Source organism: Bacillus thuringiensis (genome assembly GCF_022095615.2).
In the GTDB taxonomy this organism is placed as follows: domain Bacteria; phylum Bacillota; class Bacilli; order Bacillales; family Bacillaceae_G; genus Bacillus_A; species Bacillus_A cereus_AG.
On record NZ_CP155559.1, the window covers coordinates 2,488,196 to 2,504,843 of the forward strand.

Consider the following 16,648-nt stretch of genomic DNA (forward strand, 5'->3'; position numbering starts at 1 on the left):
AGTCTTAATATTGTCAAATGAGTACTAGTAAAATGAGAATTAGATGAGAAAAGTTTAAGTCCATTTTCATATTGATGTTGTATACTGTGTAAATCAAGAACGCTTTTATTTAAGGAGAGAGTATTATGAATTACACAGTATTTCAATGGTTTAATAATTTTGCTGGATCGTCCAAACTACTAGATACGCTAATGATTGCTATTACAAATAGTGCTGTATATGTAGCAATTTTGTTTATGTTTATCTTATGGTTTAATAATGGAAAGAAAGTCAATGCCATTAAAAAACAATACACAGTGTTATATACGACACTTTCAGTTATTATCGCATTACTAGTAAATGTTGTGATACATGCAGTATATTACCATCCACGTCCGTTTGTATCACATGATGTACATCAATTAGTGCCACATGCAGCAGACTCATCATTTGTTAGTGATCATTCTGTACTTGTATTTTCCATTGCATTTGTATTTTTACTTAGAGGAGAAAAACTTAAATATGTCGCTCTTATTTGGGCAGTATTAGTTGGTGTATCACGTATGTACGTAGGAGTTCATTATCCTCTAGATATACTTGGTGCAGCTTTCTTAACATTTATTACGAGCGGTTTAGTAGTGCAAAGTACACGTATATTTGAACCGATAACGAAACTTGTATTTAAAATGTACGCATTGGTAGCAAAACGAATTCCTTTTTTAGCGAAATATAATCATATAGCTTAATTCTTATAAATAACTATTTGTAAGTTTGTTTAAAAGTTCCCCTTTGGAAATCCAAAGGGGAACTTTTTTATTGTGCATAAGAAGAGGACATATGCATTAAATGAGTGGCGAAAGAACAGCTGAGTTAGCACCTATTAAATTTGTAAGTTTATTATAAGTTAATTATCATGTGATGGAATATTCGTAAATTTCACGCACCGTACTGTAAATACAAAAATAAAAACAGAAACAATAACTACTTTCAGAACGATTTAAAGGAATTAAAAGGAAAAGTTCGAAACATATAGTATTGAAAGCAAAAACTACATAATTTCTAGCACACTTTTGCCGTAATTAATTGTGAAAGAAAGGAGATAAATATGCATAAACTTCAAACGAATAAAGGCGCGCGGTATTTTATGGTTGCTTTTATTATTTTATTTTTTACTATGATTTTGCGTATATTTTATATTCAAGCAGTAGGGGTCGTGCATAATGTGAACGTCAAGGATCTTGCAACTGAACAACATAATAAAAATGGTGTTTTGGAAGCAAATCGTGGCACAATATATGATCAAGCTGGAAAGGTGTTAGTACAAGATTCCACAACGTATCGTGTTGTTGTAAATTTAAAAGGTGAAGATAAAGTGAAAAATAAAGATGAAACCGCAGGGCAATTAGCTGATGCGCTTGAAATTGATAAAGAGGATGTATTAAAAAATTTTCATGATGGACGTACGCAAGTTGAAATCGGAAAAGTTGGTCGGAATTTATCTAGAGAATTGAAAGAACAAATCGGGAAAATGAAAATTCCGGGTGTTTCTTTTATGCCAGAGAAAGCAAGAGTGTATCCAAATGAAGATTTTGCATCTTATATTCTTGGTTTTGCTAGACCTGACGATAAAGGAAATACAGAAGGGAAATTCGGACTTGAAAAGAGTCTGGATAAATATTTGCGCTCGACAAATGGGAAAATAGAATATGTGGGAGCACGAAGAGGCATCCCTCTTACAAATGATATAGGAAAAATAGAACCAGCTAAAAATGGAAATAACGTGTACCTTACTCTTGATAAACAAATTAATAGTTTTTTAGAAGAAGCGATGAATAAGGCACAAGAGCACTATGATCCTTCTATGTTAGTAGGAATCATAGCGGATCCAAAGACAGGGAAAGTTTTAGCAATGTCTAGTAAACCTAGTTTTAATCCTAATAAAGGCGATATCGAATATTTTTTAAATGATCCAATCGCAAATGCATACGAACCAGGTTCAACAATGAAAATATTTACGCTAGCTGCTGCAATTAATGAAGGTGTATATAATGGGAAAGAATATTTTCAATCCGGAAAATATTCCGTTGGTTCATCTGATATTAAAGATCATAATGGTGGATTTGGATGGGGATCTATTACATTTGATGAAGGGTTTGAAAGATCATCAAACGTAGCTTTTTCTATTTTAGAAGATCAGTTATTGAAACCAGATAAATTTAAGCAATATATGAATAAATTTGGATTCAACCAAAAAACCGGAATAGATTTACCTGGTGAAAGTAAAAATACTTTATTATTAAATACACAAATTCAACAAGTTACAACTTCTTTCGGGCAAGGTTCTACAGTAACTCCGATTCAATTAATCCAAGCGGCTACTGCTATAGCTAATGACGGGAAAATGATGCAACCATATATCGTTGACAAAGTTGTAAATCCAACAAACAAACAAGTTATTATGGAAAATCAACCGAAAGAAACTGGAAATCCGATAAAAAAAGAGACAGCGGACAAGGTAAGGAACTTAATGGAGCGTGTTATTACATCTTCAAAAGGTACCGGTACAATGTATAAAGTGGATGGTTATCCAATAGGAGGTAAGACAGGAACAGCACAAATTCCGAATCCTGAAAATGGACGTTATATGGAAGGGAAAGAAAATTATATTTTTTCATTTTTAGGAATGGCTCCGATTGATGACCCAGAGTTAATTGTATACTTAGCTATTAAGCAGCCAAAGTTAAAGGGAGACGAGTATGGAGCTCAGCCACTTGCTGAAATATTTAAACCAGTTGTGAAAAATAGCCTTGAATATTTAAAGGTGAAACCATACACGGAAAAACAAATGGCAGATGCAACGAAACGATCCCAATTAAAAGTAAAAAAATATGTCAATCAATCAATGGATACAGTAGAGAATAGTGTAAAAAAAGAGAAGCTCCAACCGGTAATTTTAGGAGAAGGAAAAATAATAAAACAATATCCCCAGTCTGGCGAAGTAATGAGTGAAGGAGATCGTATATTTTTATTAGGAAATAACGCAAAAATGCCAAATTTACAAGGGTGGTCCATGCGTGATGTTATGTATTTTTCTAAACTATTAAAATTAGATTTAAAAACTACAGGTACGGGCTATGTAACAAAACAAAGCATTGAAAAGGGGCAAGCGATACAAGAAGGAGATGCGTTACAACTAGACTTAGAACCACCATTACAACCGTTAGCAGAAGCGAATACAAATTAATTAAGACAATTTGAAGGGCCTATATACAGTAGGTTCTTTTTTAAAAGATTTAAATAATTTCACGCACCGTAATTTTTATAAAAAATAATAAATAAGAGAATTAACAGTGATGTATCATCAAATATCTGATTATTTTTTATTTACAGTCAAAATAATTTGTGATAATATGGAAAAAATCAAATGCAATGAAGAGAAGAGTAAATAAAATGAATTTTTCACAGAGAGCTCCATTTAGCTGAAAAGGAGCAAAAATTCTTTATTGAACCAAGCCTCTGAGCTGCGCATCGGAACCTATTATTCGGGGATGGTGTGACGGGAGCTCCCGTTATAGAGCTATGGTATAAGCATGAACTAGAATGCAGTACCTGATAAGGTTAATATGGCGACATATTAACAAACTAGGGTGGCACCGCGATGATAAATCTCGTCCCTAAGACTAAAAGTCTTGGGGGTGGGATTTTTTTATTGTTTTAAAACAATTTGGAAAGCGGGGGCCTAAAATGAAAAACTTACTTAAAGATTGGAAATATCCATTATTACTACTGTCTGGCGTTGGTATTGCGAATTTAGGGGCATGGATATACTTAATAGCACTGAATGTACTTGTCTATCACATGGGAGGCTCAGCCTTAGCTGTTGCTACTTTATATGTAATTAACCCATTAGCTGCTTTATTTACAAATGCTTGGTCAGGAAGTATGATTGATCGTTTAAATAAGCGGAAATTAATGATTCACCTCGATATATATCGCGCGGTATTTATCGCTATTTTACCTTTACTTCCGTCACTTTGGATGGTTTATGTATTCGTATTCTTTATTAGTATGGCCAATGCGATTTATGAACCAACTGCGATGACGTATATGACGAAATTAATACCAGTTGAACATAGACAACGTTTCAACTCATTACGTAGTTTAATAGGGTCTGGTGCTTCTGTAATTGGTCCAGCGATAGCGGGAGTATTGTTAATAGCAAGTACACCAGAGTTTGCTATATATATGAATGCTATAGCATTTCTCGTATCAGGAGTAATTACATTGCTGTTACCTAATCTTGATAAAAAATCCGATATTAATACGTCAAATGTCAAGTTATCTTTAGCTATAATAAAAAAAGATTGGAACATCGTTTTAAATTTCAGTAAAAAATCTTTATATATCGTTTTTGTGTACTTCTTATTTCAAGGGATGATGGTATTAGTTGCCGCAAATGATTCACTTGAATTATCATTTGCGAAAGAAGTTTTATTGTTAACAGATAGTGAATATGGCTTTTTAGTTAGTATCGCTGGAGCTGGGTTTATTTTAGGAGCCATAACAAATACAATTTTATCAAAAAAATTAACACCTTCATTTTTAATTGGAATAGGATCGTTATTCATTGCAATCGGTTATTTAATTTATGCTTTTTCAAATGAGTTTTTAATGGCTGCTATCGGATTCTTTATTTTATCTTTCTCTATGGCGTATGCAAATACAGGATTTAACACCTTTTATCAAAATAATGTCCCTGTCCATATCATGGGACGGATTGGGAGTATATATGGGCTTGTGATTGCGGGCATCACCATTTTAATTACGATTCTATTCGGAGTTGCCACTCAATTTATTTCTATACAACTTGTCGTTATCGTAGGGTCATTGGTAATGCTACTTGTAACTATCATATTGTGTGTATTTACTTTATTGCCCTCATATTTTAAAGTGCATTCCTCTGAGTCAATTAATTCAAAATAGTTCTCTTGGTTTTGATTTACGGTATTCAATAGGAGGGTTCACCCTCCTATATATGGAAATATACGAAGGGTGAACAATATTGATAAACGAGGGTGGTTTTTGTAATGAAAACAAAAGATCGAATAGACAGTATTGTAAAAGAAATGCAGCGGCATATAGATTTCTCTGGGGTAATTTTAGTGAAAGAAGAAAAAGGCATAGCCTATGAAGAGGCGTTTGGTTACGCAAATCGAAATGAATGTATAAACAATATGCTACAAACAAAGTTCGGAATTGCCTCCGGTTGTAAAATATTCACTGCCATCGGTATCTGTCAACTTGTTGAAAAAGGTGTAATTACTTTTCATACAAAGTTAAAAGATTGTTTAAGTATTAAATTTCCAAATTTTAATGAAGATATTACAATACATCATCTTCTGACACATAGTTCGGGTATTCCGGATTATTTTGATGAAAGTATTATGGATAACTTTGAGGAGCTTTGGAAAGAAACTCCTATGTATCTTTTAAAAAGTTTAAAAGACTTTTTACCACTATTTCAAGACAGAGATATGAAGTTTGCACCAGGAAGTAAGTTTCACTACAACAATGCAGGGTTTATCATACTTGGATTAATAATCGAAGAACAGACAGGGCTTAAATTTACGGAGTATATAGAAAAAAACATATTTAAACCAATCGATATGAATGATTCTGGCTATTTCTCTTTAGATAGATTACCAAGACACACAGCTCTCGGATATATACAAGATGAAATTAGCCAGACTTGGAGAACAAATGCTTACTCTATTCCGATAAAAGGTGGTTCTGATGGTGGAGCTTTTATTACTGCGCCAGACATGCTGAAGTTTTGGGAAGCGTTATTTAACTATGAAATCATAAGCCGAGAATATACAAAAATACTTTTAACTCCTCATATCCAAGTAAATAATAATCAATCTTACGGCTATGGAATATGGATTGAAACAAGAGAAAACAAGATATTTAAATTTCATGTAATGGGATATGATCCTGGCGTCAGTTTTCGTTCGGCCGTATATCCAGGCTTAGGAATTACATTAGTTATTCCATCAAATAAAGGAGCAGGACCCGAAAAATTAATGACAGAAATAGAAGGAGCTTTTTAATTATATGGATATAGAAATTAGAGCGTATAAAAAATCGGATGAAACAGGATGGCTTCGTTGTCGTGTGTTATCTTTTTTAGATACAGCATATTACGATAACGTATTTAGAGAAAAGGAAAAATATGAACATCCTGCTATTGAATTAGTAGCTGTATATGAAAATCAAATTGTGGGTTTAATAGATATCGAATATGAATTAGAAGAACGTACAGTTTGTTCAAGAGGAACTGGTCTTGGCGGTATGATTTGGCATATTGCAGTTCATCCGGATTTCCGTAGAATGAAGATTGCTAATCAACTATTAAATGAGGCAGAGCAGTTAGCGAAAGAACTTAACCTAAATCGATTTGAAGCATGGACTAGGGACAACCTATGGGTACATGGATGGTATGAAAAGAACGGATTTGTAAACGTAGATTCATATTTACACGTATACTCCGATCATACAGACGAGATCAAAGGTGTAATGAAAAGTAATATAAATCAGCTATTTCCAGTTCAAACATTTGCTCATTATACAGGTGAAAATAAAGAAGAGATAAGAAATCAATTTAAACGAGTTCATGATTGTTTTTGTTTTGAAAAGTATTTTAGCTAACTAAAGTACCTTTATTTATAAAATAAAGGTACTAAAGACGTACGAGTAAAAAGTACGTCTTTTTATTTTTAAAAATAATTCTTAAGACTGATGGGAAATCACATTCCACATCATACAATTGAAAGTAGCTATCGTATTTCAATTATGAAATGAAAAGAAGCAAATATAATTTTTAAAGGTAAACAACTATATAGGAGGACTTTAAATGGACATTGTACTTGTTATTCTTATTATTGTTTTAATGCAAAGTAAAGAACGAAAAGTAAAAGTAAATCGCATTTGGCTTGTTCCAGCTTTATTGTGTTTTGTAACAGGTCAGTCCCTTATTCATATGGGGCAAATAACTTTGCTGCAAGGACTATTGTTAGTTATAATGCTTGGAATCGGCTTATGTCTTGGAATTATACGGGGAAAAGCTCTGGAATTTCGATTAGATAGTGAAACAGGTCATGTATTACGAAGAGGAAACTGGTTAAGTACATTGATTCTTCTTGTTGTTTTAGTTGCGAAAATCGTAATTAAGCAAAGTATGTTTTCAGGTAGTACGCACCAGACATTAATGTTTGTAACGAATGCCTTTTTATGTATCACATTAGGTACCGTGATTAGTAGACGTTATTACATTTGGAAAAAATATAATGAATTAACTCAAAAAGGATAAAATATACATCCCTTGTTTATCAATACAGTGAACGGTAATACTAAATAACATTGAACTTTTACAACAAGGGATGATAATATGATATTCATTTACACAGATTTCGGCGGAACACATTCAACTTCGCTCGCTGCAGCTTATCATTTAAATAAATTGCCAACGGATCGTAAGTTAACGAAAGAAGAAATATTAAATGTAGATTACTTTAATAAATTGAAAACAGAGGATATGGGAAAGATTATTTTCCATGGTCAAGATGAATATGAGAATCCTGTATACACAATTGGATGTGGGGCATCCAAAGTCGTTGTACCTGCGATGAAGCATTTAGGAGAGATTTTGCAAAAACATTATCACAGTAATGAAAAGATTATTTTTTCTAATACATCACCAACAGTCCCTTTACCTATGACTTTTGGTGGACTGTTTTCTAGAAGGTTCCACATCGACTTTATCGGTGTACCATTACTCGTATGGGGAGCAAAACTTAGCTGTGATAACATACAAAGACTTGTTAGTTATACGAAAGAAGCCGGGCGATTGACGAATGATTATGTTGTAATTTTAGATAATGAAACTTTTAAATAATTGTATGATAAAAGAAAATCGAGCAAATTCCTTGATTTTCTTTTTAATTTGTGAAAAAGACAAGAAATAGTCACATTTATTATCTATCTACTATAGCCAAAACTATAAAGTCCTGTTACTATTACAGGGATATTCTCTTTTCGTAACATAAATATATAGAAAAGTCAGAAAAGAGGAATTGAATTAAGGGAGGAACAACATGAAGCGTGTTGCTTGGATTACTGATAGTACAACTGCGAGTTTTACAACAGAAGGAGATAACTTTGTTATCCCGATTGAAGTTATTATTGATGGTGTGTCGTACAAAGATTGTGAAGAAGGTGTGCGTGAGCGCGTCTATAATGCGTTGAACGAAGGTAAAACTGTCACTACATCACAGCCTAACATAGGGGAAATGGTAGAGTTATTTTCGAAATGCAAAGAAGAATATGAAGAGGGATTTGCAGTTGCTATTAGCGGAAAAGTAAGTGGAACTTATCAAAACATGAAGTTAGCTGCAGAAATGGCAGGTTTCCCATTAACGGTATTGGATAGTGAAACAACAAGTTATCCAATGGATGAACTAATTAGAAAAGCGAAATCGTTATACAATGATGGTATGACTTTACAAGATATACACAAAACATTAGTAGATGAAAAAAGAAGACCTTATTATGTATTCCCAAAAAGTTTAAAAGGTCTATATGCAAGTGGGCGTGTAAAAGGAGTTCAATTTTTACTTGGAAGTTTATTAAGTGTCAACTTAATATTAGAAGTAAAAGCTGGAGAGCTTTTACTTGAAAAGAAAGTTCGCAAAATCCAAAAATGTCGAGAATACATTAAAAATGAGCTTGAAAAAGAATTACCAAAAGTACTTCATATGTTCCATGCTAACGATAAAGATGGAGCTGAAGAATGGATTTCAGATATTAGACAAGCATTCCCTGAAATGGATTTCAAATTATATCCATTACCAATTTCATTTGCGGTTCATGCAGGTGAAGGTACAATAGCAATTAGTTATTAAGAGGAAAACCCGTGAATGATTCGCGGGTTTTTTATGTAATTAAATTGAAATTGGAGGCATATCACGTCGCCATCAAGCAAAAAGCTCATTTTATCGTTTTGAGGAGCAATCAATCCCTCGACTTGATTTAAAATTAAAAATATAAACCTTTACCTACTGGCTGGACAGTTTCTAGCACAGTATCAACCATTGCTTCATTAATTAGGGTTCTTATAATCCAAGCTGAGAGATCTTGAGCAGCAAAACAACCCGCAGCAGTCGAAATATTTCCTTCGTTTACGAAACTTTGTTCAATAACGTCTACATCAAATTCTTTAAGCTGTTCTACAACGGATGGATATGTAGTTGCTTTTTTACCAGTTAACAACTTTTTAGCTCCTAGTAGTAATGAACCAGAACACATAGATCCTATTAATTGTCTTTGAGGATCTACATGAATGCTATTAAGATACTCTTGATTTTTATATAAATCTTGGACTCCCTTACCACTTGCAAATATTACAGCGTTAGCAGACGGAATATCAGATATACATCCCGTCATGGGAATACGTAAGCCAGACATGGATATATGTGTTTTTTTCGTTCCTAATAGTTGAACATTCCAATCAGAAATACCGCCAACTAAACGAACACGATTTAATAAATCCCATGGTAGAAAAACATCTATATCAGTAAAGTTATCAAAACAGACTATTGCAATTCTCATTTTCTAATCCACCCCCTTACTGTTGTTACCAGTGCCAATTAACTTTTCTAATAAAACGATTGCTTTAACATTTGATTCTAATTCCATAAGTAAGTCCCCTTATTTACAAGATGAACTTCTCCTGTTTTATGTTCTATATTAAGTTATAAATCCCTGTATATTCCATGCATTTAAAAGAGTTGTTAGCAATTTTTTAACTCACCCAAACATATAAATCAATTAAAATTCCTGCTTGGTTTCTACCGATTCGTTCTACAGAACCCACATTTTTAGCAATAACTCGTAAGGTATTTGGAAATGAGACTCTTTAACTTTCTCAAGCAAGTTGGTGTAATTCATCACATACAGAAATAGAAATAAAAGCGTCATCAGAACAGTAGTCCTGCTCCACTGGTTAAATAGAGGAGAGGTGATAATATCCGTTTACATGTATATTTTATTAAATAAAAGATTATACACTTATAAAATATGTGGCATTGAAATATCCTATACATGCCTTAAATTCTGTTGTATAGAGAGATAAAAGGATTTTTTAAGATAAAAATAGAAATCTATATAAAAATATATACAAATGGTAGGGATATTATGAAAATTGGTAAGTTTGGAGAAGTAAATAACATAAGTATTGATACAATTAGACATTATATGGATCTCGGCCTCCTTATTCCTGAAAGAAAGGGAGGGCATTATTTTTTTGATGAGTATTGTCAAACAGATTTAGAACTTATATTACATTACAAAGATCTAGGATTTAGCTTGAATGAAATTAAAGAACTATTTTTTTATAAAAATTTAGCGAAATCTATGAATTACGAAAATGATACTTTTTACCAATCTTTATTTAAATTGAAATATGACAAGATGGAACAGGAAATAGAGCTTTTGGAGAAGAGACGTGATAAATTAAAGGAAGTGTTACAAGATTTATTATTAACAAATGAAACTTCAAATTCAATTATAGGGATAGATTTAAGCGTACTTCAGTTACTTACATGTTCTAAGTGTAGCAAAAAACTAATACTTCAAGATGGAATTATTACTAACAATCAAATTACTGAAGGGAAGCTAATTTGTAATTGCGGTGAAGAATATATTATTACTTCGGGAATTATAACTGCGGGTAAATCATTTAAAGCAAATGAGCGAACGTCACTTGAAGATACTATTTCGGATTATATTCATGAAACTGATAATGCGTATTTGGAAAATATGCATAGAGAAGGACAATGGGCGAAAAAAAAACTAATACATTTAAATTTAAATAATAAATTAATAATGGATATAGGATCGGGACTTGGGTTCTTTTTGAGAAACATTTATGAAGAACTACCCGAAGATTGCCTATATATTGCAGTGGATCGAGATTTAAATAAACTTTTATTTTTAAAAGATGTATTAGCGAGAAGAAATCCGAAAAGAAACATTCTCTTTATCTGTGCTGATTTTTTGAATATCCCTATTCAGAATCAATCAGTTGATATTGTAATTGATCATTCTGGTACGAGCAATTATAGTTTTGAGCATGAGAATTTTTTACTTCAAGAATTAAATCCGCTTTTTAAAACGGATTGTTATTTATTAAGTTTATTTATTTTATTTAAAAATTTCAGCTCAAATAGCCAAATTACAAATAACTTTCGAGCAAATTTTACACTTTCAAAAGTAACGAAAGAAATCCAAAATCTACAGTTTCAATCCATTGATGAAAGTACTTCAATTTATTTGAAACGAGGAGGAAAGTACGAGGATTTCTTTGTTCAAGGAGAAGAAATTTATACATATTCATTTTTCGGAAAAAGATGGGGTTAACCCCATCTTTTATTTATTTTCCCTTAAAACTTTTCAAATAGTACATATTGCTATTGGGTTGACCCAAGAACTTACAATGTACGTAACACAAAATTAGGCAGGGGGAAAAGTGATGGAAAGTTTACGATTACATATAGAAAATAAAAAAAGAAACCAAGAACTAAGAAATATTTGTTTATATTCAATTGCAAAAACAGTATCAATATTCGGTAGCTCTATGTATAGTTTCGCATTAGGATTATATGTTTTACAAATAACTGGGTCTGCGTTGAATTTCGCGATTACGCTCATATTAGGAACGATTCCAATGATTGTTATGAATCCATTTGCCGGTGTCATTGCTGATAAGGTTGATAAAAAGAAACTGGTTGTTTGTATGGATTTACTAAGTGGATGCTTATTAATAACTGTTTATATATTAAGCAACTATTATGGATTAAACTTATTCATTATTTATACTACAACATTTCTTATAACGGTATTTACAACCTTTTTTGGAATTGGATTAGAAGCCGCAAAACCAAATATCGTCTCTAAAGAGAGGCTTATGAGTATTAATTCTTTAAGTAAAATTATCGATTCTGTATCTCTAATTCTTGGCCCCATGTTAGGTGGTATCGTTTTTTCAGTATTTGATATTAAAACTTTTATAATTATAAACGGTATTTCATTTATTCTTTCAGGGGTAGCATTACTATTTATTCAATTTAAACTGTTCGAATACAATATAAATGAGGAAATTTCAAAAAGAGGAGTTAATTTTATTAAAGATATAAAAGAGGGGTTTTCTTACTTACTTGAAAAGGAAAGCTTAAAGAATACGTTTCATATTTTAATTTCGTTTAATTTCTTCTTAGGATTTGCTGTAACGGTTCCATTGCCATACATTATTAACACAGTACTCAATCTAAGTTCTAAGCAATTTGGTATCATTCAAGGGACTTTTCCGGTAGGGATGATACTTGGTGCAATTGTAGTAAAAAAGATAACTGATTGTTTTTCTTACTCCTATCTTTTGAAAAAGCTAAGTACTATGTTGTCAGTTATTATGATTCTTTCAGGGATTCCAGTGTTATTCAAAAGTATTGAAGTGAATGATTTTGTATTCGTTATTACGTATTGTGTTGTTATGATCTTTTTAGGGCTTATTATAGCGCTGATTGATATTCCTTTAATTTATTTTATGCAAAAAGAGATTCCTGATGAATATAGGGGAAGAGTGCTTAGTATTGGATTAAGCTTAGGGAAAATGATGCAACCAATAGCACTCGCAATATCAGGTCTATTATTAAATTATATCCCAGCTTGCATCATTCCAATTGTAGGTGGAATCTTATATTTAATAGTAATTAAAGTTTCATCAAATCGTTTCATATTAGAAGTCCATTCGAAAGATTATAGTGCTTAGTAGATTCTTAGATTATTTATAGAATAGATACTGCTACATCTTGCAAGCTAAGAAAAGCAAATACTATAAAATGAAAAAATGGACTGATTTCCTATGGACAATGTTGAAGAGATTACATATTCGCTTTAGGGGGCCAAATATAATAAGAAAATTTAGCTTTATGGATTGACCTTCCACTTACAGGAAGCAGTATATTTAAAATAATTAATAAGAGGAGGTGAGTGGTATGCTTTCAATTGGGGAGTTCTCAAAAATATCGCATCTTACAATGAAGACGCTGCGCTACTATGATGAAATTGAGCTTTTAAAACCTGATTTCATAGATGCTAAGAATGGCTATCGCTACTATAATATTTCCCAATTAGAAAAAGCTTTATTGATTACACGCTTGAAAACTTATTTATTTTCGCTGGAAGAAATTAAGGATATTTTAGCAAATTGGGAGAATACTGAGTTGCTTAATTCTAAAATGAAAGCCAAACAAGAAATACTAACACAACAGATTACATTTTATTCTTCTTTATTAAAAAAATTAAAGTTTGATATTCAACAATTAGATGAAGAGGAAAGTATCATGGATTACTTAAATCATATTGAGATTAATCTTGTAAATCACTTAACCTATCATATAGTATCTCAGCGAAAACGAATAAATATCGCGGATTTCCTAACACACTTTAATGGGTTGTTTAGTAAAATTTTATTTGAAAATTTATCGCCTATTGCAAAACCACTTGCTATATTCCATAGTTCGGAATATACACCTGAAAATTATGATGTAGAAATTGCGATTCCTCTTGCCGAGGCCACAAATAAAACAAAAGTGTTTCATCCCGGCCTTTGCGCAATGGCTATGCTTAATGGATCTTACAATGAATTGCCTTCTATTCATACAAAGCTACATGTTTGGGTTAAAGAAAATAACTATAAACTGAATGGCGCTCCGTTTGAAGTTTATAAAACGAATCCTTATAGCACATCAGAGGAGAATAATCTCATAGAAGTATATTTCCCTATAAAATGAGTAAAGGAAGGGGCGTATAACAATGTATGGTATAAACCGGCCGACGATAAAAGAAAAGATTTTAATTGTAGTTGCTGAGATTATATACTTATTCATTGCATATTATTTACTTTTCATTATTTATTTCAAACCAGGTATTTCAATAGGGCTTTTTATCGCTTTAATTATTACCGCTTTACGATTAACAGCTATGATGTTTATATGGTTGCCTAGAGGTATTGCATGGCAAGAAGCCATTATGAACAGTATTGCTTTTGGAATATATTATTTAGGTTTTCCAATCTTAATGATTACTAGTAATCAGGATCCAAACTTAACATTACTTATAATAGGCTGGATATTGTTTTTAGGAGGAAGTATGTTAAACACAGTTTCGGAATTACTTAGAAAACCTTTTAAAGACGACCCTATAAATCAAGGTAAGCTGTACACAGGGGGGTTATTTAAATATGCGATTCATATTAATTACCTCGGGGATTGTGTTTGGGTGTTAGGCTTAGCGTTAATCTCTAGTAATATGTATAGTTTATTTATCCCGCTAGGCCTATTTTTAGTATTTGTTTTTAATTATATTCCAAAATCTGATGATTACTTACAAAACAAGTACAGAGAACAATTTACATTGTATAAACGGAAAACAAAAAAACTAATACCGTTTATTTGGTAAATCAGTTTCATAAATTATAAAAAGCGCAGGATGTGGATCCTGCGCTTTTCTATCGTATTTCAGCTGTTTTTCTAATAACAATCTTATCGATATCATCTTCTTCATCACCGATAAATAAACCGCGTTCTTTTAAATACGCCTCAAAATATAAATCTGCTTCTGCACGTTCATCATATGGTTTTACAGATAGAACGAAACCTAATTTATTTTGTTCCTCTAAATGAGAAGTGGAGATGTAGGCCGGTACATTGTGGCGTAAAAAGAGTTCTTTAACCGGAATAATCATATCTTTCATTAATTTCGTTAACATACCCATTTCAAACTCGAAATTAAAGCGATCTATGCTACATAAATCAGCGAATACTACACCGATAAAACCTGTATTAAATACTTCTTGATATTCTACTTCTTCGTTACCGTAAAAATTCTTTTCGATTAAATAATTTATAAAGTAAGCAACACCGTCACTTTGTTCAAATGGTTTCGTTGAAAGAACAAAGCCGATTTTCTTTTGTTTATGTAAATACACACATGACATATATGCTGAAATGTTATGTTCTTTAAATAGAGAACTTGTTGCTCCAGAAAGGCCATCAAGTACGTGATGAACAATTTGAAGTTTTTTACGAGCGAAATAATAGGATTTCTTTTGTAACTCCAATGTATCAATAAAGACAGAGCCGATAAAGCCTGTATTTGAAATGATAGGTGTTTGCTTTTTTCTTCCTCTGCGCTTTGCTTGAGCCATTGTAAAAATCATCCCTTCATGTACAATTAAAATAAAAAAGAACGTTTGTTCGTATATTTATATTTTACTATTAAAACGCTCTAAAGTAAAGGGTTTTTGACGAAAAAACAACAAAAAAGACACCTGTAAAAGGTGTCTTAAACGCTGTAGGGAAGAGGATTCGTCCATACAATTTATATTATGATACAGAAACAATCTCTTCTGTATCTTCTACATCTAAATGACAGTCCATAGTACGAACATCTTGATCTTCATGACTTCCGAAATAAATAGTAATTTTCATATGTATCGCTCCTTTATTCTAGGAATACCTAAAATAATTACTAGTAATGTTAATATTTATTATATACCACTTTTTTCATTCCGACAACGTTATATCGTTTTTAATTCTATTAGGGCAAAAAGAGTGATGTATAGAGCTATTTTTATAGAAATAGGTACATTTCTTATATGTTATATTTAATATTGAAGGAATCGAATACGAATTTTTATGAAAGGAGCAAAATGAATGAGTTATAAACAGTTATTAATAGATAATTTTACATATAAAACGTCATATATTGCGCGGGAGTTACATGGAATGCATGTAAAAGAAACGAAGGACTATATTGCTATCGACTGTGGTTTACCTGCAGATACGTTTAATATCATTACTTTACTAAACAATGATTTAACGGAAGGCATTGAGAAACTATATAAAGTGGTAAACAACTATAATCAAAAGAAACTTCCAATGAGTGTTTGGTTTTGGAATGATAGGCATGAGCAGACTATAAAAAGCGAATTAATAAAACTTGGCTTAAAAGAAGCAGAACAAAATATCGCGATGGTAGCAGACTTAAAAACAATTCATCCAACAATAAACATGCCAGTAGGTTTTACGATACAAATAGCATCTTCGGCAGGACAAATCAAAAAGTTTGGGGAAACATTAGCTAATCTATTTGGTACATCAGAGGAAGGTAGACATGTACAAGCATTCTACTATCAAACTGCTTCTTTCGACTTATGGAATAGTGAAAATATGAAATTGTACATAGGACTTTATAAAGGTGAAGTTGTATCGGTTGGTTCACTCGTATGTACAAAAGAAAGTATTGGTATTTATGATATAGCAACTAAAGAAGAAATGAGAGGAAAAGGATTTGGCTCGACTATGTTTAATTACTTACTGCAAGAAGCAAAAGAATTGAAAGTTGCTCAATGCGTATTACAGGCTTCACCTGATGGGATTAATATTTATAAAAAGGCTGGTTTCCAATCTGTTGGAAAAATGTCTGTTTATGAAAATCGACATTTAATTGAATAAATCATCCAAATTAAACTACTTTCATGTAGGAGTTAATA

15 protein-coding genes and 1 other annotated feature are annotated in these 16,648 nt (G+C 32.0%); of the genes, 13 read left to right on the forward strand and 2 right to left on the reverse strand.

Features of this window, described 5'->3' with window-relative positions; genetic code table 11:
- Positions 1-125 precede the first annotated feature (125 nt).
- The 8 genes from KZZ19_RS12840 to KZZ19_RS12875 all read left to right on the forward strand — a co-directional run bounded on the left by KZZ19_RS12840 (position 126) and on the right by KZZ19_RS12875 (position 8,939).
- Positions 126-725, forward strand: a complete 600-nt coding sequence (locus KZZ19_RS12840) for an undecaprenyl-diphosphatase (RefSeq protein ID WP_237980456.1) — start codon at positions 126-128, stop codon at positions 723-725.
- Positions 726-1,084: 359 nt separating this feature from the next.
- Positions 1,085-3,223, forward strand: a complete 2,139-nt coding sequence (locus tag KZZ19_RS12845; RefSeq protein WP_237980454.1) for a penicillin-binding protein — start codon at positions 1,085-1,087, stop codon at positions 3,221-3,223.
- A gap of 176 nt (positions 3,224-3,399) precedes the next feature.
- Positions 3,400-3,658: a binding site (T-box leader), on the forward strand.
- A 65-nt stretch (positions 3,659-3,723) separates the two neighbouring features.
- Positions 3,724-4,962 (forward strand): MFS transporter, encoded by a 1,239-nt coding sequence (locus KZZ19_RS12850; protein ID WP_237980452.1) that lies wholly within the window; start codon positions 3,724-3,726, stop codon positions 4,960-4,962.
- A gap of 104 nt (positions 4,963-5,066) precedes the next feature.
- Positions 5,067-6,089, forward strand: a complete 1,023-nt coding sequence (locus tag KZZ19_RS12855) for a serine hydrolase domain-containing protein (RefSeq protein WP_237980450.1) — start codon at positions 5,067-5,069, stop codon at positions 6,087-6,089.
- Positions 6,090-6,093: 4 nt separating this feature from the next.
- A complete protein-coding gene (locus KZZ19_RS12860; protein WP_098342116.1) occupies positions 6,094-6,687 on the forward strand; it encodes a GNAT family N-acetyltransferase in 594 nt (197 codons plus the stop codon).
- Between the two features lie 205 nt (positions 6,688-6,892).
- A complete protein-coding gene (locus tag KZZ19_RS12865) occupies positions 6,893-7,348 on the forward strand; it encodes a DUF1453 family protein (protein WP_088096510.1) in 456 nt (151 codons plus the stop codon).
- A 78-nt stretch (positions 7,349-7,426) separates the two neighbouring features.
- Entirely contained in the window at positions 7,427-7,933 is a 507-nt protein-coding gene (locus KZZ19_RS12870) for a DUF3189 family protein (protein ID WP_088096511.1), read from the forward strand.
- Between the two features lie 199 nt (positions 7,934-8,132).
- A complete protein-coding gene (locus KZZ19_RS12875; RefSeq protein WP_088096512.1) occupies positions 8,133-8,939 on the forward strand; it encodes a DegV family protein in 807 nt (268 codons plus the stop codon).
- A 133-nt stretch (positions 8,940-9,072) separates the two neighbouring features.
- On the opposite strand, the gene KZZ19_RS12880 is transcribed toward KZZ19_RS12875, so the two are convergent.
- A complete protein-coding gene (locus tag KZZ19_RS12880; protein ID WP_088096513.1) occupies positions 9,073-9,645 on the reverse strand; it encodes a DJ-1/PfpI family protein in 573 nt (190 codons plus the stop codon).
- Positions 9,646-10,230: 585 nt separating this feature from the next.
- On the opposite strand from KZZ19_RS12880, the gene KZZ19_RS12885 reads away from it, so the two are divergent.
- The 4 genes from KZZ19_RS12885 (at position 10,231) to KZZ19_RS12900 (ending at position 14,553) form a co-directional block, all read left to right on the forward strand.
- Positions 10,231-11,454 (forward strand): MerR family transcriptional regulator, encoded by a 1,224-nt coding sequence (locus tag KZZ19_RS12885; RefSeq protein WP_237980448.1) that lies wholly within the window; start codon positions 10,231-10,233, stop codon positions 11,452-11,454.
- Between the two features lie 112 nt (positions 11,455-11,566).
- Entirely contained in the window at positions 11,567-12,862 is a 1,296-nt protein-coding gene (locus KZZ19_RS12890; RefSeq protein ID WP_237980447.1) for an MFS transporter, read from the forward strand.
- A 226-nt stretch (positions 12,863-13,088) separates the two neighbouring features.
- The gene (locus KZZ19_RS12895; RefSeq protein WP_237980445.1) at positions 13,089-13,886 is read left to right on the forward strand and encodes a MerR family transcriptional regulator; all 798 of its coding nucleotides are present in this window, start codon (positions 13,089-13,091) and stop codon (positions 13,884-13,886) included.
- Positions 13,887-13,908: 22 nt separating this feature from the next.
- A complete protein-coding gene (locus tag KZZ19_RS12900) occupies positions 13,909-14,553 on the forward strand; it encodes a DUF1295 domain-containing protein (RefSeq protein ID WP_098342114.1) in 645 nt (214 codons plus the stop codon).
- A gap of 49 nt (positions 14,554-14,602) precedes the next feature.
- Here the strand turns inward: KZZ19_RS12900 and KZZ19_RS12905 are convergent, their stop codons facing one another.
- Complete coding sequence (locus tag KZZ19_RS12905; RefSeq protein WP_237980443.1) at positions 14,603-15,301, reverse strand: hypothetical protein; 699 nt, start codon at positions 15,299-15,301, stop codon at positions 14,603-14,605.
- 508 nt (positions 15,302-15,809) lie between these two features.
- Here KZZ19_RS12905 and KZZ19_RS12910 point away from each other — a divergent pair.
- Positions 15,810-16,610, forward strand: coding sequence for a GNAT family N-acetyltransferase (locus KZZ19_RS12910; RefSeq protein ID WP_237980441.1), 801 nt, complete (start codon positions 15,810-15,812; stop codon positions 16,608-16,610).
- The last annotated feature ends 38 nt before the right edge of the window (positions 16,611-16,648 follow it).

What these genes read in the sequence shown, in the direction of transcription:
- KZZ19_RS12880 (WP_088096513.1), bottom strand. Translation starts at nt 9,645, where the DNA reads ATGAGAATTGCAATAGTCTGTTTTGATAACTTTACTGATATAGATGTT.
- KZZ19_RS12870 (WP_088096511.1), top strand. Translation starts at nt 7,427, where the DNA reads ATGATATTCATTTACACAGATTTCGGCGGAACACATTCAACTTCGCTC.
- KZZ19_RS12845 (WP_237980454.1), top strand. Translation starts at nt 1,085, where the DNA reads ATGCATAAACTTCAAACGAATAAAGGCGCGCGGTATTTTATGGTTGCT.
- KZZ19_RS12905 (WP_237980443.1), bottom strand. Translation starts at nt 15,301, where the DNA reads ATGGCTCAAGCAAAGCGCAGAGGAAGAAAAAAGCAAACACCTATCATT.
- KZZ19_RS12875 (WP_088096512.1), top strand. Translation starts at nt 8,133, where the DNA reads ATGAAGCGTGTTGCTTGGATTACTGATAGTACAACTGCGAGTTTTACA.
- KZZ19_RS12860 (WP_098342116.1), top strand. Translation starts at nt 6,094, where the DNA reads ATGGATATAGAAATTAGAGCGTATAAAAAATCGGATGAAACAGGATGG.
- KZZ19_RS12895 (WP_237980445.1), top strand. Translation starts at nt 13,089, where the DNA reads ATGCTTTCAATTGGGGAGTTCTCAAAAATATCGCATCTTACAATGAAG.
- KZZ19_RS12865 (WP_088096510.1), top strand. Translation starts at nt 6,893, where the DNA reads ATGGACATTGTACTTGTTATTCTTATTATTGTTTTAATGCAAAGTAAA.
- KZZ19_RS12850 (WP_237980452.1), top strand. Translation starts at nt 3,724, where the DNA reads ATGAAAAACTTACTTAAAGATTGGAAATATCCATTATTACTACTGTCT.
- KZZ19_RS12900 (WP_098342114.1), top strand. Translation starts at nt 13,909, where the DNA reads ATGTATGGTATAAACCGGCCGACGATAAAAGAAAAGATTTTAATTGTA.
- KZZ19_RS12890 (WP_237980447.1), top strand. Translation starts at nt 11,567, where the DNA reads ATGGAAAGTTTACGATTACATATAGAAAATAAAAAAAGAAACCAAGAA.
- KZZ19_RS12910 (WP_237980441.1), top strand. Translation starts at nt 15,810, where the DNA reads ATGAGTTATAAACAGTTATTAATAGATAATTTTACATATAAAACGTCA.
- KZZ19_RS12855 (WP_237980450.1), top strand. Translation starts at nt 5,067, where the DNA reads ATGAAAACAAAAGATCGAATAGACAGTATTGTAAAAGAAATGCAGCGG.
- KZZ19_RS12840 (WP_237980456.1), top strand. Translation starts at nt 126, where the DNA reads ATGAATTACACAGTATTTCAATGGTTTAATAATTTTGCTGGATCGTCC.
- KZZ19_RS12885 (WP_237980448.1), top strand. Translation starts at nt 10,231, where the DNA reads ATGAAAATTGGTAAGTTTGGAGAAGTAAATAACATAAGTATTGATACA.